This is a genomic window from Candidatus Saganbacteria bacterium, assembly GCA_026387835.1.
Taxonomy (GTDB): Bacteria; Margulisbacteria; WOR-1; order JAKLHX01; family JAKLHX01; genus JAPLKZ01.
In genome coordinates, this window is sequence record JAPLKZ010000005.1 from 155,470 (window position 1) to 170,585 (window position 15,116).

A 15,116-nucleotide genomic window follows, 5' to 3' on the forward strand; every position below is an offset into this window, starting at 1 on the left:
TGTTTTAGCTTAGCTGTCCCTGAATATTTCCTCAAAGATCTCCGGTAATCCCGGATATTTATTCTTTAATCCGAAATCCGACGGTGTAACGGTCTTATATTCCTGGTGGTATGCCTTAAGGCAGTATTTGTCCCATTCCCCGAGTTTTTTATCAAAGACCCTCGCGATAAGGTCGGCAGTCCCTTTTGAAAGACTCATTTGGAAACGGACAGGTATCTTGAAATACAGGCAAAGCGATCTTATCAGGTCACCGGCGGTTATTGCAATGTTACCGACAGTGAACTCTTTACTTCCGGTATCGTTCTTTAACAGATAAGCGGTTATCAGGGCGATGTCCGCAGCATGGATGTAGTGGAACCTCAGGTCAGACGAGAAAAACCTTATAAGCCACAGCCATTTTTTTGCCTGCCTTAATGCAGTTGCAGCATGCGAATACGGATGGTCCTTGTCGCCGCCAAGTACCCAGGTGAGAAAAAGAGTATCGGTGCGGCCGGCTAAGGGTGAAGCTTTCAGGTGCTCATATAGTTTATATTTTCCTTTTATGTACTCCGTTCCGCATGATAATACTTGCGGATCAGGCCTGTTGTTCTTATCGAGTATGCTGGCCGTGGAAAAATAGATGACCTTTTTACAACGCGACGGATCAAGGTTCTCGAAAAGATCTATTGTAGATTCAAAATTGCCTGTTTGCGTACCCCAGTCCGCAAGAAGATGTATGCACGCATCCATTTCTTTCAGAAGGGATGAATATTTTTTGATATTCTTAAAATCATCATGTATGAGCTCAATGTTTGAAAGGTCAAACTTCGCTTTTTTAGGGTCCCTGATCATCAGGTGGAGTCTGTAGCCGTCATCTTTTCTCAGTTCATCTATCAGATAATGTCCGACGCTTCCTGCCGCACCGGTGATGAAAACATTTTTTTTCACTTAAGCATTTCCTTGAATTTTGCCGTCCATTCTTTTGCGATCAGCGACCATGAATAATTCTCCCTGATGAATCTGACTGCCGCACAGCTCATTTTATTATATCTTCCCGGGTCTTTGAGAAGGGCTATAGTATCTGCAGCAAATCTTTCTTTGTACTCTTTGCTGAACGGGTCTCCGTCTATAAGGATGCCGGTTTCCCCGTTCCTGATGCTTTCCGGCATCGCACCCCGGTTCGACGTGATAACCGGACATCCGGCAGCCTGCGCTTCAAGCGCGGCTATGCAGCTGGTCTCGGCATAAAAGGCCGCGTGCGGCACTGCATGGCTGGGATACAAAAACAATCCCGACTTTTGAAGTTCCCCTGCAAGGTCGGAGTGTTTTCTTGTGCCTTCAAGATAGACCCTGTCCTGTTTTGTCTTTTCATATATTGTCTCTGCGACTATCCGGTCTTTTTCCTTCAGAACGCCAAGATCAAACCCGCAATAGATGTGAAGCGCCGCCTGTGGAACTTCACGTCTGATGAGCGGGAAGATATCGAGCAGCACGTCCAGTCCTCTCGCGGGCACGCTGGTGTAGACTAAACGATAAGGATTTTTCCTTGTGTCATTACCGTCAAAATACGGAAGATACGCGCCGTTCTTCGTGACGAATATCTTTTCTTTCCTGATGCCGAGCTTTTCCCCGCAGATCTTGCCGAGCCAGCCGCTGACAACAAAGAGACAATCACAGTACCTGTTCACAAGGGCCCCCGCTAACTTCAAAAACCCGGCCCCTAAATATTTTTTAAAACCCTTATAATTCCAGACATTTGAAAAATCATCATGCCCCCACCAGATCCTTTTCTTTGCTTTAACGGGGAAGATAAAAGCGGGGAGGTCCCTGAAAGAAATGAAGATGTCGAAATCCTTCTGTCTTGATATCTTTACGATCTCTGAAAGAGAATTGAACTGCCTGTAGTCCACGCCCTCATATATGCCTGCTTCTTTTCCGCAATTGTTAAAGATGATTATTTCGTGGCCGAGACGGGCGAGTTCCCTTGTAAGGTAAAAGAGAGCTGATTCGCTGCCGCCGACAGGCCGTTCGAACACAGTATTCCCCGAGAACGAGGTCGTCATCCTGGCCAGGATAAGGATCTTCATCGCATCGCGGCCTTTCTGTAGAGTTCAAGCGTGTCGGACGCCATCTTCTTCGCGGAGAACAGTTTTGCCCTTGCAAGTCCTTTTTGTGACAACGCAAGCCTCCGTTCTTTGTTTGAAAGCAGGCCCCTGATCGCGTCCGCTATCCCGTCTATATTATACGGGTTAACGAGGACCGCCGCATCACCGGCGACCTCAGGCATCGAAGAAGCATCCGATGTTATTACCGGTGTTCCGCAGGACATGGCTTCAAGGACCGGAAGTCCGAAACCTTCATAGAGAGAAGGCCAGACAAGCAGCTGCGCGCCGCTGTATAGCGCGGGGAGCTCTTTTTTCGGGACGTACCCGAGATATTTTACGGTGCCGGACAGTTCAAGCCTTTTTATTTTATCGTTCAGGTCCTCTTTGAGCCATCTCTTGTCTCCCGCGATCACCAAGTCAGGAGGCGATTCATATTTAAGCTGGGAATAAGCTTCAAGCACTCCCGAGATGTTCTTCCTTTCCTCTACCGGCCCCACAAAAAGGATGTAAGGCCTTTTTAAGCCGTATCTTGCCTTGACTAAACCGGTACGGTAGACCGTCTGCGGTACAAATTCATCGCCGATACCTTCATATATCACATTTATCTTCCCGGCATCCAGGGTAAAAAACTTAAGGACCTCTCTCTTCACAAAATCCGAAGGTACGATGACGGTGCCGGTGTTTTTCAGGACCTTTGCAAGGCGGTCTCTAAAAAAAACAGACCTGTCTTCGGGGTATAGTTCAGGCCTGGCTATCGAAGAGATATCGTGGACAGTGACGATATGGCTGCGGTCAGGTTCAGGCGTCGTAAGGGCAAAGCAGGCATCGTGGTAGACATCGATCCTCTGTCTTGCCGCGGACGAAAAAATACCGGGATTGACCAGGTTATGCTGTTTGAAATCGATACGGTTCTTCTTGAACAGGGGGACGGCAGAGCTCAGGACCAGGAATCTGTCTTTTTTTTCGACGACGCAAAGATATTTGATGAGATTGTAAGTATACGCCGATATGCCGTCGGCGTGCCCGAAAAGGCAGTTCCCCTCGATACCGATGTTGAGCCGCTTATTACTTTGCATCCGGATAATATTTTTCCCTGTCAATATCTTTAAAAGACTTAAGGAGAGCTTCCGAGGTTTTGTCCAGAGTGAACGATCTTGCCCTCTGTATTCCCAGCGCCCGTAATTTGAGCCTGAGGTTCTGGTTGTCCTTTGCGTCGCACATAGCTTTTACGAACGACTGCTTGTCCCCGTTCTTTATCAGGATGCAGGCGTCGCCGAGTATCTCGGAAAATGACGAGTTGTCATAGCAGATCACGGGCACGCCGCACGCGGCCGCCTGCTGGGCGCGCACGGGAAACGGTTCGAACAAAGAAGCGGAAATGAACGCCGCCGCGCCGTTGAATAAAAGGGTGAGCTCCTCGTCGTCCGTTCCTTCAATGAAGACGATCCTGTTCCTCAGCACGTTGTTCTCTTTCATTTGTTCCAGGCTCCCTACTCCCCGGCCCGCCAGGACAAGAGTGGCATTGCTTTTATGCATCAGCAGGCCGATAAAGATCTCTATCAATTCCTTAATGTTGTTCTTATTGAAAAAATCTCCGCAGTAGAAATAATAGGGACTGCCGATATTGTGTTTATTCAAAATTTTTTGTATGCGCTCAGTGTCAAATACAGGCCTGAAGATATCTAAAACAGGGCGGGGCAGGATATCGATCCTAGCGGGGTCGATCTTCAGCGCTTTGGCTATCACTTTTTTGTTGAACGAGGAGAAAACAAATATCCTGTTGGCCTTTTTCGCGGCGGAGACCCTGAAAAAGTATTTGATCTTGTCATCAAGGCCGCAAAACTTTTCATCCCGGAATATTATAGGGCCAGGATCTTCAATAAGAACGGCTGTCTTGCAGGGCTGCCTCAGAGGCAGGTTCATCGCTGGGCAGAAAAGGATGTCTATATTGTTCCTGACGATCGCGAACGGCAGGGAGATCTGCTGGCGTATCCAGGACATCTGTCCCTCGGGCTTTTGGGGCAGGAACATCGGAGAGCAGGGAAGGGTTTCGATCCCCTGACGCCGTTTTTTGTTAAAGCTGAATATCAGGTTAGCGTTGCCGCTGTCCGTGCCGCAGTGATATTTTATAGTCTCTTCGAGGATGGGATCGACCGGTTCGAGGAGATTGTAGCCTATCCGCATTTTTTTATGATCCCTGCGATCTTGAGCGATGCTCCGGGGACTCCCATCCTTTCTTTCCCTGCCGAAGACATCTTTTTCAACATGCCCTTGTCGTTCAAAATGAGGCTGATATCGGCTGCCGCGGCTGCGGCATTTCTTTTGGTCACAAAAAGAGACCCGCTAAGAAGCTCTTTCTGTCTTTTTGCAAAAGCCGCGGTGTACTGGACCCCTCTTCCGGGAAAGGAAACGACCGGTTTTCCGATGCCGGCTGCCTGTTCATTGCCGGTTCCCGAAAGACCTATCACGATATCCGATCTGTTTATTATGTCGCCGAAAAGGTCCTTGTGGAGCCGCATGTTCTCAAGGCATTTATAGGCCGTTGTGTCCGAGCTCGGGGCTGCGGCGACGAGAAAAACAATATTTTTATTTTCTTTTGCGGCGGTCTTATTGAGTTCTTCGGAAACCCGGCAAATATCTTCCATGTTCAAGTTAGCATCATCACGCGTGCCGGGCAATATCCCGATCACCGAAGTCCCCTGGGGTATGCCGAAATCAAAATCTTTGGTCTCTATACAGTCCATCATGGGATTTCCTACATATTCGGCTTTGACGCCTTGCTTCACAAGATCATCGGTCGTCTTTTTATCTCTAGGAAGCGACAGAGAGCAGTATTTTCTTAACAGGAACTTTTCCCAAGGGGTGTAGCTGTAGGAATAGTAGTCTGATTTCGCGCAGCCGACGAAGATGAACTTCGTCTTTGTAAGCAATGCCCCTATGATCGGGACGATGTCGCCGACACTTACCACAAGGTCGAATTTGCCTTTCAGCCGCCTGAGATCTCCGATCTCTTTGATCACTGTCGAAAACAGACCTGAAGACAGGTCCTTGATGATGTTGCCTATGCTCTGGTAGATGAAACCTCCCGAAGGCATTCCGCGCCTCGGGCCGAGTATCTTCACACCGCTGTTTTCAAAAGCGCTGCCCGTGCCGACAATGGGATATACGCTGATGTCCTCGCCGGGAAGTTCTTTTATTATCCTTGTTGCTATCGTGTCCTCGCCGTGTCCGTTGGTGATGAATAATATTTTCATGTGTCCCTGAACTGCAGATCATGCAATCTCTTGTAAAACCCGTCCTTTTCGATGAGCTTATGGTGCGTGCCTTCTTCGATGATCCTGCCGTCCTTCAGGACGATTATCCTGTCGGCGTCCTGGACCGTTGACAGCCTGTGGGCGATTATGAACGATGTCCTTCCTTTCATCAGTATCCTGAGCGATTCCTGGATGAGCTTCTCTGATTCACTGTCCAGAGATGAGGTCGCTTCGTCAAGTATCAATATCCCGGGATCGCGCAGGACCGTTCTTGCTATAGCTATGCGCTGCCTTTCACCGCCGGAAAGGGTCATCCCTCTTTCTCCGACGACAGTGTCGTATTTATCCGGAAGTTCCATGATAAAACCGTGCGCGTTGGCGGTCTTTGCGGCTTCCCTGATCTGTTCATCCGTTGCCAGGATATTGCCGTACTTTATGTTCTCTTTTATTGTCCCGCTGAAGAGAAGCGTTTCCTGCGGCACGATCCCGATCTGCTTTCTTAAGCTCTGAAGTTTTACGTTCTTAATATCATGACCGTCTACAAGAACGGTCCCTTCAGTCGGATCGTAGAACCTCGGGATCAGGTTGATGATGCTTGTCTTGCCGGAGCCGGAAGGCCCGACTATCGCAAGTTTCTCCCCGCTCTTTACTTTCAGATTTATATTGCTGAGCACCTCCTCATCTTTTTCATACGCGAAAGAGATATTTTTGAACTCCACTTCACCTGACAGGCGCGCCATCTCGATCGCGCCCGGCACTTCCTTAATAGACGGCGTTATGTTGATAACCTCGAAAACTCTTTCGGCCGAGGCAAGCGTCCTCTGTATCGTCGTGTTTATTCTGGAAATATTTATGACAGGATCGATCAAAAGCACGGCTCCCGTGAAGAACGCGATCAGGTCGGCAGGGGAGAGCCTTCCGCTGACGACTTCGAGACAGCCGTACCAGATGACCAGGACGACCGCCAGTATCTGCAAAAAGCCGACAAGCGGCCTCTGCGTCGCGTCGACCTGAGCTTCTTTCATGAACCAGTCGAAACTGTGCTCTGTCACTGTCTTGAAACGTTCAACTTCATGTTTTTCCATGCCGAAGGATTTTACGACCCTGGCGCCGACAATTGTTTCCTGAAGGATGGACGCGATATCAGCTATCTTTTTCTGGACATTACGTCCGATCTCTCTCATCTGCTCCCCGAACTTTGAGATGGTGAAGATAAAAACGGGAGTGGTCAGAAGGGCCATCAGGGTCAGTCTCCAGTTGAGATAAAAAAGATACCCCAAAACGCCGAACAAAGTAAGGACCTGGGGAAATATTTCGGCGGCGATCGTCACGATAGCGATCTGTATGGTCGCTATGTCATTGATGATGCGGCTCATCACTTCGCCGGTCTTCCACTTAGAATAGAAACTGAGCGGCAGGTCCTGGATATGGGTAAATACCTCGACCCTTAGGTCTGTGACCACCCTCTGGCTAACGAACTGCGCGAAATAGATCTGTCCGTACTGGAATATCCCTTTTACAAAGAACACCAGCACCGTGGCGCCGATGAGCGCGTTAAGGAAATAAAAGTTCTTTTCCGCGACGGCTTTTGAGATCTGGCTGACCAAAGGGATGATGATGATATTGGACAGGGAGAACACGAACATGCATATGACCGCCAAAGCAAGCTGTCCGGTGTAGGGCTTGATATATTTAAGAAGGCGGGAAAACAATCTCATAAGCTCTATTATATCATTGCTATTACATAAGGATATGCGACAACTCTTCAGCGATCTTTCCGGCGGCTCCGGCCGGCCCCATGACGGCTTTTAATTCTTTTTCCATTGCTTCAAGCGCTTCTTTGTCCCGAAGCATCAGGCAGGCTTTTTCCGCTATCTCTTCAGCCGTCAGGACCCCTCTGAGTTCCGGGACGATCATCTTTCCCGCTTTTCTGTTGGGAAGCGCCGCGAACTTGACAGTCTTGTTCAGGATGTGTATCGCGGCCTGTTTGATCAGTTTTCCGAGTAACGGAACGCTCCCGATCATCCCGAGCAATCCCTCGAATAAAAGCACTTCCGGCTTGTTGAACGGTATCGCTACCAGCATCGGTTTCCCCAAAGCAGCCGCTTCCGCGGTGTTCGTGCCTGGTATTGTGACAATAAGGTCGGCTATGTTCATCGCGTCAAAAGGCGCCTTTTCTATAAGAAGGATTTTTATCCCGTCCCCGGCCGCAAGATATTTCCTGTTGTCCTCGATCACAAGATCCCCGAAAAGTCCGTACTTTTTTGCCGCTTTGTCGGCTTTTTCTTTTGCGACAGCCTCCGCGACCTTCAGGGCGTTCGTGAAAGGGGACAGCCCGAATATGAACTGGGCATCGGGCATCTTTGACCTGAGTTCTTTCGCGGTTTTCAGGAACAGAGGCGCGAGGAATTTGATATGAGCTGTCCTGCTGCCCGGCAGAAATGTGATTATAGGCTTGCCAGTATCAAGTCCGAAATCTTCCGGTCTTTGCGAGGCCAAAACACTGTCGACCATAAGGTCCCCGGTGACTTTCACTTTATGTTTCGGGATGCCTTTTCTTAAGGCTTTTTTAGCCATGGCTTCATCAGGCACGAAGAAAGCGAGGAAATTCTTTTTCCATCCCACGTGGTCCATCGTGTAGGCGGCCGCTTTATACCCGAGCCTTTTAGAAAGCATAACGGCATGGAGCAGGTCTCCGCCCAGGAAAAGGACGATGCCTTTCTTTGAAAAAACTATCCCCCTTGGCGGCTTGTTCTTGAATATCCAGGCGTTGAACTCTTCGGGAAAGATTATTTCGTAAAGTTCCTTGAACGACCTGGCTACCTCTATCTCCCGTCCGCTGGCGAACTGGCAGGGTGTGATCACAAGTATCAGCCTGGCGTCCGGCATCTTTTCCGCTATGGCTTTCACGGCCGGCCGCACGAAGGAATAAAGTTCCCCCGGGCTGTTTGAAGTGATGATTATATCGGTCTTTTCGCTTGTCATTTTGTGAACTTCAGTAACCGAGGTGTTTGACTATTTCTTCGATCTTTGACGGGACTTCGATAACTTTTGTTCCGGACCTGACGGCGGTATCCGGATCTTTCAGCCCGTGCCCGGTCAGGACGCAGACGACTGTCGAGCCTTTCGGGATCTCGCCCCCGTATTTCAGGAGCCCGGCGATAGAAGCGGCGGAGGCAGGCTCGCAGAAAACTCCCTCATTTGAGGCGACATATTTATACGCGCTGATTATTTCGTCATCGGTAACAGCCCGGATCGATCCGTTAGATTCTTCTGCTGCCGCGACAGCACTTTTCCAGCTCGCGGGATTCCCGATCCTTATCGCGGTCGCGATCGTCTCAGGCTTTTCGATCGGATGGCCCTTGACTATCGGAGCTGACCCTTCCGCCTGAAAGCCGAGCATCTTTGGAAGTTTTGCGGACTTCTTATTGTCATAATACTGCCTGAAACCTTTCCAGTACGCTGTGATGTTTCCCGCGTTCCCGACAGGGATGCAAAGATGATCAGGAGCATCTCCCATTAGATCCACTATTTCGAACGCCGCGGTCTTTTGGCCTTCGATCCTGAAAGGATTTATCGAATTGACGAGCTCGATGGGATATTTTTCGCAGAGCTCTTTGATGATCTCCAGTGCCTTGTCGAAATTCCCGTCTATCGCGAATACTTTGGCGCCGTGCATTATCGCCTGAGCGAGTTTTCCGAGGGCTATCTTGCCTCCGGGTATCACGACCACGCAATCCATTCCCGCTCTTGCCGAATAGGCGGCTGCTGACGCTGAAGTGTTCCCCGTAGAAGCGCAGGCGACTGCCTTGAAACCTTTTTCTTTTGCCTTGCTGATAGCCATCGTCATCCCGCGGTCCTTGAAAGATCCCGTTGGATTAGCGCCTTCATATTTAAGGAATACTTTAAGCCCCAGTTTCTTGCTGAGGTTCTCTGCGGGCAGCAGGGGAGTGTTGCCTTCAAAAAATGTGATGACCGGAGTTTTGCCGGTCACCGGCAGATATTGCCTGTAACGGTCGATGAGGCCTTTGTATTTCATGAAAAAATAATAGCATTTACGGGGTAGCTTGGCAAGGAATGACGGACTTTTCAAAGATTTTCAGGTCCGGACAGCTGCTTTCAAGTTCTATCTGTTTGGGGGTTATGAAGAAAGATCCGACGCCCTTATTTCCGCTGAGGTTGAGAAAGAAATATTTATCATCAACATTGAATACCCGTACAAGGGGATCATGGCCCATCACTATCCTTTCGACGCCCATCCTTTTAAGGTCGCCGGGGTCATAACTGAAACTGCCCCCGGGTTCTATGTTCCGGCTATAAAGAAATCCTTCTTTGCCGAGCATCCGCCAGAAGATATTTGCGCAGCCGGTGGTATCCGAGGCAAGTGCAGTTCTGAGCTCGGATTCCAGTTCTTTGAGTACCTGGATGCCTGATGCGGTCCCGTTCCTGACCTTCTCGGACGCGAGCAGATATTTGAGGCCGGAATGCATATAAAGCGTACCGAGATCGTCGATATAATACAGGCGCATATTATCGGCCATCCATTTTGCGGTCTCGATCAACTTCCTGTTGCTTAAAATGTTGTTCAAAACAGTTTGGAAAAGACTTTTGCACAGAGCCGGGCGATTTCTTGTCCATGGCCTGAGGATATAATCCCCTTCTGACACTTCAGAGAACAATGCCAAAAAAATATCGGCCCTTATCACGTCCGCGCGTTTTGACAGGGAAAATTCATCGGCCAGGCTTGTCCCGCCGTTAGTGAGCCAGTTAAGCGCCCATTCCATATTACCCCTCATCGCCAGAGTGAACATGATCTGTCTATCAGGTCTCCCAAAGGAACGGTTCGTGCCGCTCTTAATGAAAAATATACGGCCCTGTCACACCAATGGTCTAAGCCGTGCGCGTCGCCGAGAGCGGCAGTCCCGATGCGGCGCAATATAACAGCAGGTGCCTGCTGTCTTACTATTTTATGTTGGATAGGATCCATCAAGCCCTCCCTATAACTATTTATCGATAAAATTTGGGAGATATTTCATTGATTTTACTGAATATACGGTTATCTAAAAAAATTAAATGGTATAATTTCAATGTAATGGGAAAGATAAACATTGTCGTGCTCATTTCCGGCAGGGGTTCGAACCTACAGGCAATAATAAATGGCATCGAGACCGGCAAAGTAGATGCCAGGATCTCATGCGTCATATCAAATAAACCCGATGCTTTCGGTCTGGAAAGGGCTAAACAGCACAATATACCCTCTGCGGTCGTGAATAGTAAGGAATTCAAAGATAAGGGGGGTTACGAAAAAGAACTTTTAAGGGTCATAGATGATTACAAGCCAGACCTTATCTGTCTTGCGGGGTATATGCGGATAGTAGGCGCGGACATTATTAAAAAGTATAAAGGAAAGATAATGAACATCCATCCGGCCCTTCTGCCTTCGTTCCCGGGACTTCACGGCCAGAAACAGGCGATCGACTACGGGGCCAAGGTCTCAGGCTGCAGTGTCCACTTCGTCGATGAGGGATGCGATACCGGCCCGATAATACTCCAGGCCGCTGTTCCCGTGACGGATGATGATACCGAAGAGACTCTTTCGGAGCGTATCTTAGCCGAAGAGCACAAAGCGTATCCGAAAGCGATACAGTTGTTCGCAAAGAGAAAATTAAAGATAGAAGGGAGAAAAGTCAGGATACAATGAAACAGCAAAGATATGCGGTAATAAGCGTTTTTGAAAAAAGAGGGATCAAGCAGTTCGCAAAAGGATTGGTCAGGCACGGTTTTAAGATCATCGCCAGCGGCGGTACGGCAAAAGAATTAAAAAAAGCCGGAATAAAGGTTGTCGAGGTGTCAAAGATAACAAAGTTCCCCGAGATGCTTGACGGCCGGGTCAAGACGCTTCATCCCAAGATCCACGGGGGCCTTCTTTTCAGGCGTGATATCCCGGAGCACGTGAAGACGGCGAAAAAATACGGGATCCCGCAGATAGATATCGTTGTAATAAATCTTTATCCTTTTGAAAAGGTCATCTCAAAAAAGAACTTCACTCATGAAGAAGCGATCGAGAATATCGATATCGGCGGGCCCGCGATGGTGAGAGCGGCTTCGAAAAATTATGAACACGTCGCGGTAGTTACCGATCCCGACATGTACAGCGATATCCTCAGGGAGCTGAAAGAGAACAAGGGGCAGATCAGCTCGCAGACAAAAGAAAGGCTGTTGAGGGCCGCGTTCGCGCTCACGTCAAGGTACGATGCGGCGATACTTTCGTATCTCAACCCCGCGAAAGACACGGAACTTTTCCCGAAAAAACTTTCCATACATCTTGAAAAGATACAGGACCTGCGGTACGGCGAGAATCCCCACCAGGCGGCGGCGTTCTACAGGCAGGAGGGCGGAGGGATAACGGACGCGGTCCAGCTCCACGGCAAAGAGCTTTCATATAATAATATCCTGGACATCGAAGCCGCTTATTCAATTGCATCATATTTTGTCAATCCGACTATTGCAATAGTAAAACATAATAATCCATGCGGGGTCGCGACTTCATCTTCCGTGTGCGATGCTTATCTTAAAGCCTATAAATGCGATAAAATATCGGCTTATGGCGGAATAGTGGCTTCGAACAGGCCGATAGACGAAAAAACGTCAAAAGAGATCTCAAAACTCTTTGTCGAGGTAGTCATAGCGCCCGATTATTCCGGAGGGGCTGTCGATATTTTAAAAGAAAAAAAGAACCTCAGGATATTAAAATGTCCCGTGCTTTCTTCCGCGAAAAGAAGGGGTTCCGCGGATTACAAGAGGGTCTCCGGAGGCGTGCTTGTGCAGGAGACTGACCTCGCGGAACTCACGATGTCGGATATCAGCGTTGTCACAAAAAGGCAGCCGTCGCTCAACGAGATGGAAGACCTGTTCTTTGCGTGGGGCGTCTGCAAGTTCGTAAAATCGAACGCGATAGTTGTCGTGAAGAACGGCGCGACGATCGGGATCGGCGCGGGCCAGATGAACAGGGTAGGCTCGGCGGCGATAGCTCTTAAACAGGCCGGTACAGCCGCGAAGAAAGCGGTCCTGGCGTCAGACGGGTTCTTCCCGTTCGCTGATTCGATCGAAGCCGGCCACAAGAGCGGTATTTCCGCGGTGATCCAGCCGGGCGGTTCGGTCAGGGACGAAGAAGTTATAAAGGCCGCGGATAAATATAAGATCACGATGATGTTCACGGGAAGAAGGCATTTCAGGCACTGAGCCTCACCCCCGGCTCGCAAGCTCGCCGACCCCTCTCCACGAAGTGGAGAGGGGTGCTGAGCGTTAGCGAAGCGGGGTGAGGATTAAAAAGGAGACAGACGATGAAAAAACTATCTGTTTTGTTGATGATCCTGATGATCGTTTCCTGTTCCTATGCCGCCGAATTTTCGGTGACAAGCGATACTTTCGGACAATCATTATTAAAAACAAAAATATCCAACAATGCCAGTTTTGGATTTCTGAACTCCAACGGCACGGGAGCCCCAGTTTTTTCATGGAATCCGGATTTTCATAATTTCGGTGTGGGTGTAGGATTATCAGTGAACATACCTATAACACCGCAGGGCCAGCCTATAGGCGTCGACAATGTAGTTGTAAGATATGCGGAGTACTCGGGATCAAAGTGGGGGCTCAGATACGGGATACTGAACAATGTGACCCTTGCGAACGGCCTGCTGGTCAGTAATTATTCAACTTCCACAAAAGGCGGAATAATCCAGACTGACGGGCAGACAGGTGTGCGCGCATATTACAACTGGGATTATGCCGCGGTAGAATGTTTCGGCACATGGACCGGTGTTTACGGGGTGAGATTGACGGAAAATGTCCTGCCATTCCTGACTTTGGGGCAGTATATGGCGGGTGACACGGACGGGATCAAACAGGTAAAGCCAGACGGAACGACAAAACAGTTCCCGTCGCAGTCGGGCTGGGGTCTTGATGCATCAGTGCCGCTGTTTCCCGGAGCCAGCCTGTTTGCGGAGTACGCGAAGCTCAACAATTACGGCGGGGGTTTTACCGGAGGACTTAATGCCGGATATAGTTTTCTTATTGGGAAGATCGGCTTGAAAGCAGAACGAAGGATATTAGACTATAATTTTGTCCCGGGTTATTACAACGACGAATATGAAGTAAATCCGATCGACATTGTCTCGTACGAGGCGACTTCCACTAATAAGAACGGTTATGCATTGTCGGTCTACGGGGATATCCTTTCAAGAGCGAAGTTCATCGCGATCCTCGAACAATATAATGACAGCAACGCTTCGCTAAGAGCCGAAGCGCTTGCAGATCTGACCGACGCATATTTTTTGGGCGTTTCTTATGTCCAGCCGAATTTCAGGGATTTCAGGACCCTGGATGCCAGCGACGGGGCAATAATCACTACGAAGCTCGGATATAAGATCAATCCTTTTACACAGGTCATTGCCAACTATAAAAAAGCGTATGATCCGGTCCAGGGCAAAGTCGTCGAGACGCAGTGGTATGAGGTGAGCCTGAGTTTTTAGGGTTATTTCCTTAAGACGTTTACTTTTCCGCCGAGGACTTCAATGACCTTTGAAGCTTTGCCGGTCTTTGCCTTGCCGCCGTCAATTATGAGGTCGATCCCGCTTTTAAAATACTTTGCTGCCTCTTTTGCCGTTCTTGCCGGTTTTTCACCTGAAATATTAGCGGATGTCGCTGCTATAGGATGACCTAATGCTTTGATCAGTTTTAATACAAACGCATGGTCCGGCATTCTGACACCGACAGTATTCAGGCCGCAGGTCAGATAGCAGGGGACTTTACCGCTCTTTTCAGCGACGATCGTGAGCGGTCCGGGGAATCCGTCCTTTATCAGATCCTTAATTTCCCTTGAAAGCGTTTTAAACAGGCCTTTTGCCTGTTTTTTTGAACCGGCAAGTAACTGGAGCGGTTTCTTGTCCCTTTTCTTTGATCTGAATATTTTATTGACGGCCTTCCTGCTGCGATAGTCCGCTGCGATCCCGTATACAGTTTCTGTCGGGATCACGATAAGACCGCCGGACCGCAGTATCCTGACAGCTTCTCTGATGATCCCATCCTGATTTTTCTTTGTAAGTTTTATTATCATGGCTGATGATATTATATATGGTATAATTTGGAATTAAAAGTTAAAAATGCAAATCAAAAGATATATTGCGGTCGCAGTATTGATATTTTCGATGGCCACGGCGGCATTCTGCTGGACGATGACCGCAGAATTCGCGAAGGAGACCGCGGAAAAAGAAGCGGCGGTCAAAGCAAGCCCCCGTTCACCGGACGCGCTCTTTGATCTGGCTATAACATACGCTTACACGAACAAAGTGCAGGAAGGGCTTGACACGCTGAAAAATGTGTCAAAACTGGTCTCTGACACAAAAACTTATTCAAGGCAACTTATCGAAAGATATTATGTTGAAGTTCAGCAAAATCCTAAGGACTGGAGGGTGAGATTCAGGCTCGCGTTCGCTTATTATTTCGGCGGATACAAAAAATATGCCGTGACGGAACTTCAGAACGTTGCCGCGACAGACCCTAAAAACCCCTGGCCTTACGCCTATATTGCCGTCATTTACGGAGAGGACGACAGGTGGAATGAAGCCGTGGCTTCCATGAGAAGGGCTATATCGATGGATTCAAACGTGGCGGCATTCCACCTGGCGCTTGCGCTCGGATATTCAAAGACCGGCAATCCGTTAGGAGCGATGTTCGAGGGCGGCGAAGCGATGAGGCTTAAGGCAATGGGGTATTAATA

The 15,116-nt window shown here is 48.9% G+C and carries 15 protein-coding genes; 4 read left to right on the forward strand and 11 right to left on the reverse strand.

Going from position 1 to position 15,116, the window contains the following annotated elements:
- Window positions 1-9 precede the first annotated feature (9 nt).
- The 10 genes from NTZ10_01655 to NTZ10_01700 are packed head-to-tail and all read right to left on the reverse strand — an operon-like array spanning window position 10 to window position 10,325.
- Window positions 10-927 (reverse strand): NAD(P)-dependent oxidoreductase, encoded by a 918-nt coding sequence (locus tag NTZ10_01655; GenBank protein MCX5748939.1) that lies wholly within the window; start codon window positions 925-927, stop codon window positions 10-12.
- Window positions 924-2,066 (reverse strand): glycosyltransferase family 4 protein, encoded by a 1,143-nt coding sequence (locus tag NTZ10_01660; GenBank protein MCX5748940.1) that lies wholly within the window; start codon window positions 2,064-2,066, stop codon window positions 924-926. The genes NTZ10_01655 and NTZ10_01660 overlap by 4 nt, the downstream gene beginning before the upstream one ends.
- On the reverse strand, window positions 2,063-3,160 hold the full coding sequence (locus NTZ10_01665) for a glycosyltransferase family 1 protein (protein ID MCX5748941.1): 1,098 nt from the start codon (window positions 3,158-3,160) through the stop codon (window positions 2,063-2,065). The genes NTZ10_01660 and NTZ10_01665 overlap by 4 nt, the downstream gene beginning before the upstream one ends.
- A complete protein-coding gene (locus tag NTZ10_01670) occupies window positions 3,150-4,268 on the reverse strand; it encodes a glycosyltransferase (GenBank protein MCX5748942.1) in 1,119 nt (372 codons plus the stop codon). The genes NTZ10_01665 and NTZ10_01670 overlap by 11 nt, the downstream gene beginning before the upstream one ends.
- Window positions 4,259-5,338 (reverse strand): hypothetical protein, encoded by a 1,080-nt coding sequence (locus NTZ10_01675; protein MCX5748943.1) that lies wholly within the window; start codon window positions 5,336-5,338, stop codon window positions 4,259-4,261. The genes NTZ10_01670 and NTZ10_01675 overlap by 10 nt, the downstream gene beginning before the upstream one ends.
- Complete coding sequence (locus NTZ10_01680; GenBank protein MCX5748944.1) at window positions 5,335-7,056, reverse strand: ABC transporter ATP-binding protein; 1,722 nt, start codon at window positions 7,054-7,056, stop codon at window positions 5,335-5,337. Before NTZ10_01680 ends, NTZ10_01675 begins: the two co-directional genes overlap by 4 nt.
- A 22-nt stretch (window positions 7,057-7,078) precedes the next feature.
- Complete coding sequence (locus NTZ10_01685; GenBank protein MCX5748945.1) at window positions 7,079-8,323, reverse strand: hypothetical protein; 1,245 nt, start codon at window positions 8,321-8,323, stop codon at window positions 7,079-7,081.
- 10 nt (window positions 8,324-8,333) lie between these two features.
- Complete coding sequence (gene thrC / locus NTZ10_01690; protein ID MCX5748946.1) at window positions 8,334-9,377, reverse strand: threonine synthase; 1,044 nt, start codon at window positions 9,375-9,377, stop codon at window positions 8,334-8,336.
- Between the two features lie 16 nt (window positions 9,378-9,393).
- Complete coding sequence (locus tag NTZ10_01695; protein MCX5748947.1) at window positions 9,394-10,122, reverse strand: hypothetical protein; 729 nt, start codon at window positions 10,120-10,122, stop codon at window positions 9,394-9,396.
- Between the two features lie 8 nt (window positions 10,123-10,130).
- A complete protein-coding gene (locus tag NTZ10_01700) occupies window positions 10,131-10,325 on the reverse strand; it encodes a hypothetical protein (protein ID MCX5748948.1) in 195 nt (64 codons plus the stop codon).
- 105 nt (window positions 10,326-10,430) lie between these two features.
- Between NTZ10_01700 and purN the strand changes: the two genes are divergently transcribed.
- The 3 genes from purN to NTZ10_01715 all read left to right on the forward strand — a co-directional run bounded on the left by purN (window position 10,431) and on the right by NTZ10_01715 (window position 13,869).
- Window positions 10,431-11,039: a phosphoribosylglycinamide formyltransferase gene (gene purN / locus NTZ10_01705; GenBank protein ID MCX5748949.1), complete on the forward strand. Its 609-nt coding sequence runs from the start codon at window positions 10,431-10,433 to the stop codon at window positions 11,037-11,039.
- Window positions 11,036-12,580: a bifunctional phosphoribosylaminoimidazolecarboxamide formyltransferase/IMP cyclohydrolase gene (purH, locus tag NTZ10_01710; protein ID MCX5748950.1), complete on the forward strand. Its 1,545-nt coding sequence runs from the start codon at window positions 11,036-11,038 to the stop codon at window positions 12,578-12,580. The genes purN and purH overlap by 4 nt, the downstream gene beginning before the upstream one ends.
- Window positions 12,581-12,681: 101 nt before the next feature.
- Window positions 12,682-13,869, forward strand: coding sequence for a hypothetical protein (locus NTZ10_01715; GenBank protein MCX5748951.1), 1,188 nt, complete (start codon window positions 12,682-12,684; stop codon window positions 13,867-13,869).
- 2 nt (window positions 13,870-13,871) lie between these two features.
- Here the strand turns inward: NTZ10_01715 and NTZ10_01720 are convergent, their stop codons facing one another.
- Entirely contained in the window at window positions 13,872-14,453 is a 582-nt protein-coding gene (locus tag NTZ10_01720) for an L-threonylcarbamoyladenylate synthase (GenBank protein ID MCX5748952.1), read from the reverse strand.
- Between the two features lie 46 nt (window positions 14,454-14,499).
- Between NTZ10_01720 and NTZ10_01725 the strand changes: the two genes are divergently transcribed.
- Window positions 14,500-15,114 carry a hypothetical protein gene (locus NTZ10_01725; protein MCX5748953.1) on the forward strand — a complete coding sequence of 205 codons (615 nt, stop codon included), beginning with the start codon at window positions 14,500-14,502 and terminating at the stop codon, window positions 15,112-15,114.
- Window positions 15,115-15,116: the final 2 nt, after the last annotated feature.

Excerpts from the sequence above, each read along its gene's own strand:
- NTZ10_01660 (MCX5748940.1), bottom strand. The coding sequence starts at position 2,066 with ATGAAGATCCTTATCCTGGCCAGGATGACGACCTCGTTCTCGGGGAAT.
- NTZ10_01665 (MCX5748941.1), bottom strand. The coding sequence starts at position 3,160 with ATGCAAAGTAATAAGCGGCTCAACATCGGTATCGAGGGGAACTGCCTT.
- NTZ10_01670 (MCX5748942.1), bottom strand. The coding sequence starts at position 4,268 with ATGCGGATAGGCTACAATCTCCTCGAACCGGTCGATCCCATCCTCGAA.
- NTZ10_01675 (MCX5748943.1), bottom strand. The coding sequence starts at position 5,338 with ATGAAAATATTATTCATCACCAACGGACACGGCGAGGACACGATAGCA.
- NTZ10_01680 (MCX5748944.1), bottom strand. The coding sequence starts at position 7,056 with ATGAGATTGTTTTCCCGCCTTCTTAAATATATCAAGCCCTACACCGGA.
- NTZ10_01685 (MCX5748945.1), bottom strand. The coding sequence starts at position 8,323 with ATGACAAGCGAAAAGACCGATATAATCATCACTTCAAACAGCCCGGGG.
- thrC (MCX5748946.1), bottom strand. The coding sequence starts at position 9,377 with ATGAAATACAAAGGCCTCATCGACCGTTACAGGCAATATCTGCCGGTG.
- NTZ10_01695 (MCX5748947.1), bottom strand. The coding sequence starts at position 10,122 with ATGGAATGGGCGCTTAACTGGCTCACTAACGGCGGGACAAGCCTGGCC.
- NTZ10_01700 (MCX5748948.1), bottom strand. The coding sequence starts at position 10,325 with ATGGATCCTATCCAACATAAAATAGTAAGACAGCAGGCACCTGCTGTT.
- purN (MCX5748949.1), top strand. The coding sequence starts at position 10,431 with ATGGGAAAGATAAACATTGTCGTGCTCATTTCCGGCAGGGGTTCGAAC.
- purH (MCX5748950.1), top strand. The coding sequence starts at position 11,036 with ATGAAACAGCAAAGATATGCGGTAATAAGCGTTTTTGAAAAAAGAGGG.
- NTZ10_01715 (MCX5748951.1), top strand. The coding sequence starts at position 12,682 with ATGAAAAAACTATCTGTTTTGTTGATGATCCTGATGATCGTTTCCTGT.
- NTZ10_01720 (MCX5748952.1), bottom strand. The coding sequence starts at position 14,453 with ATGATAATAAAACTTACAAAGAAAAATCAGGATGGGATCATCAGAGAA.
- NTZ10_01725 (MCX5748953.1), top strand. The coding sequence starts at position 14,500 with ATGCAAATCAAAAGATATATTGCGGTCGCAGTATTGATATTTTCGATG.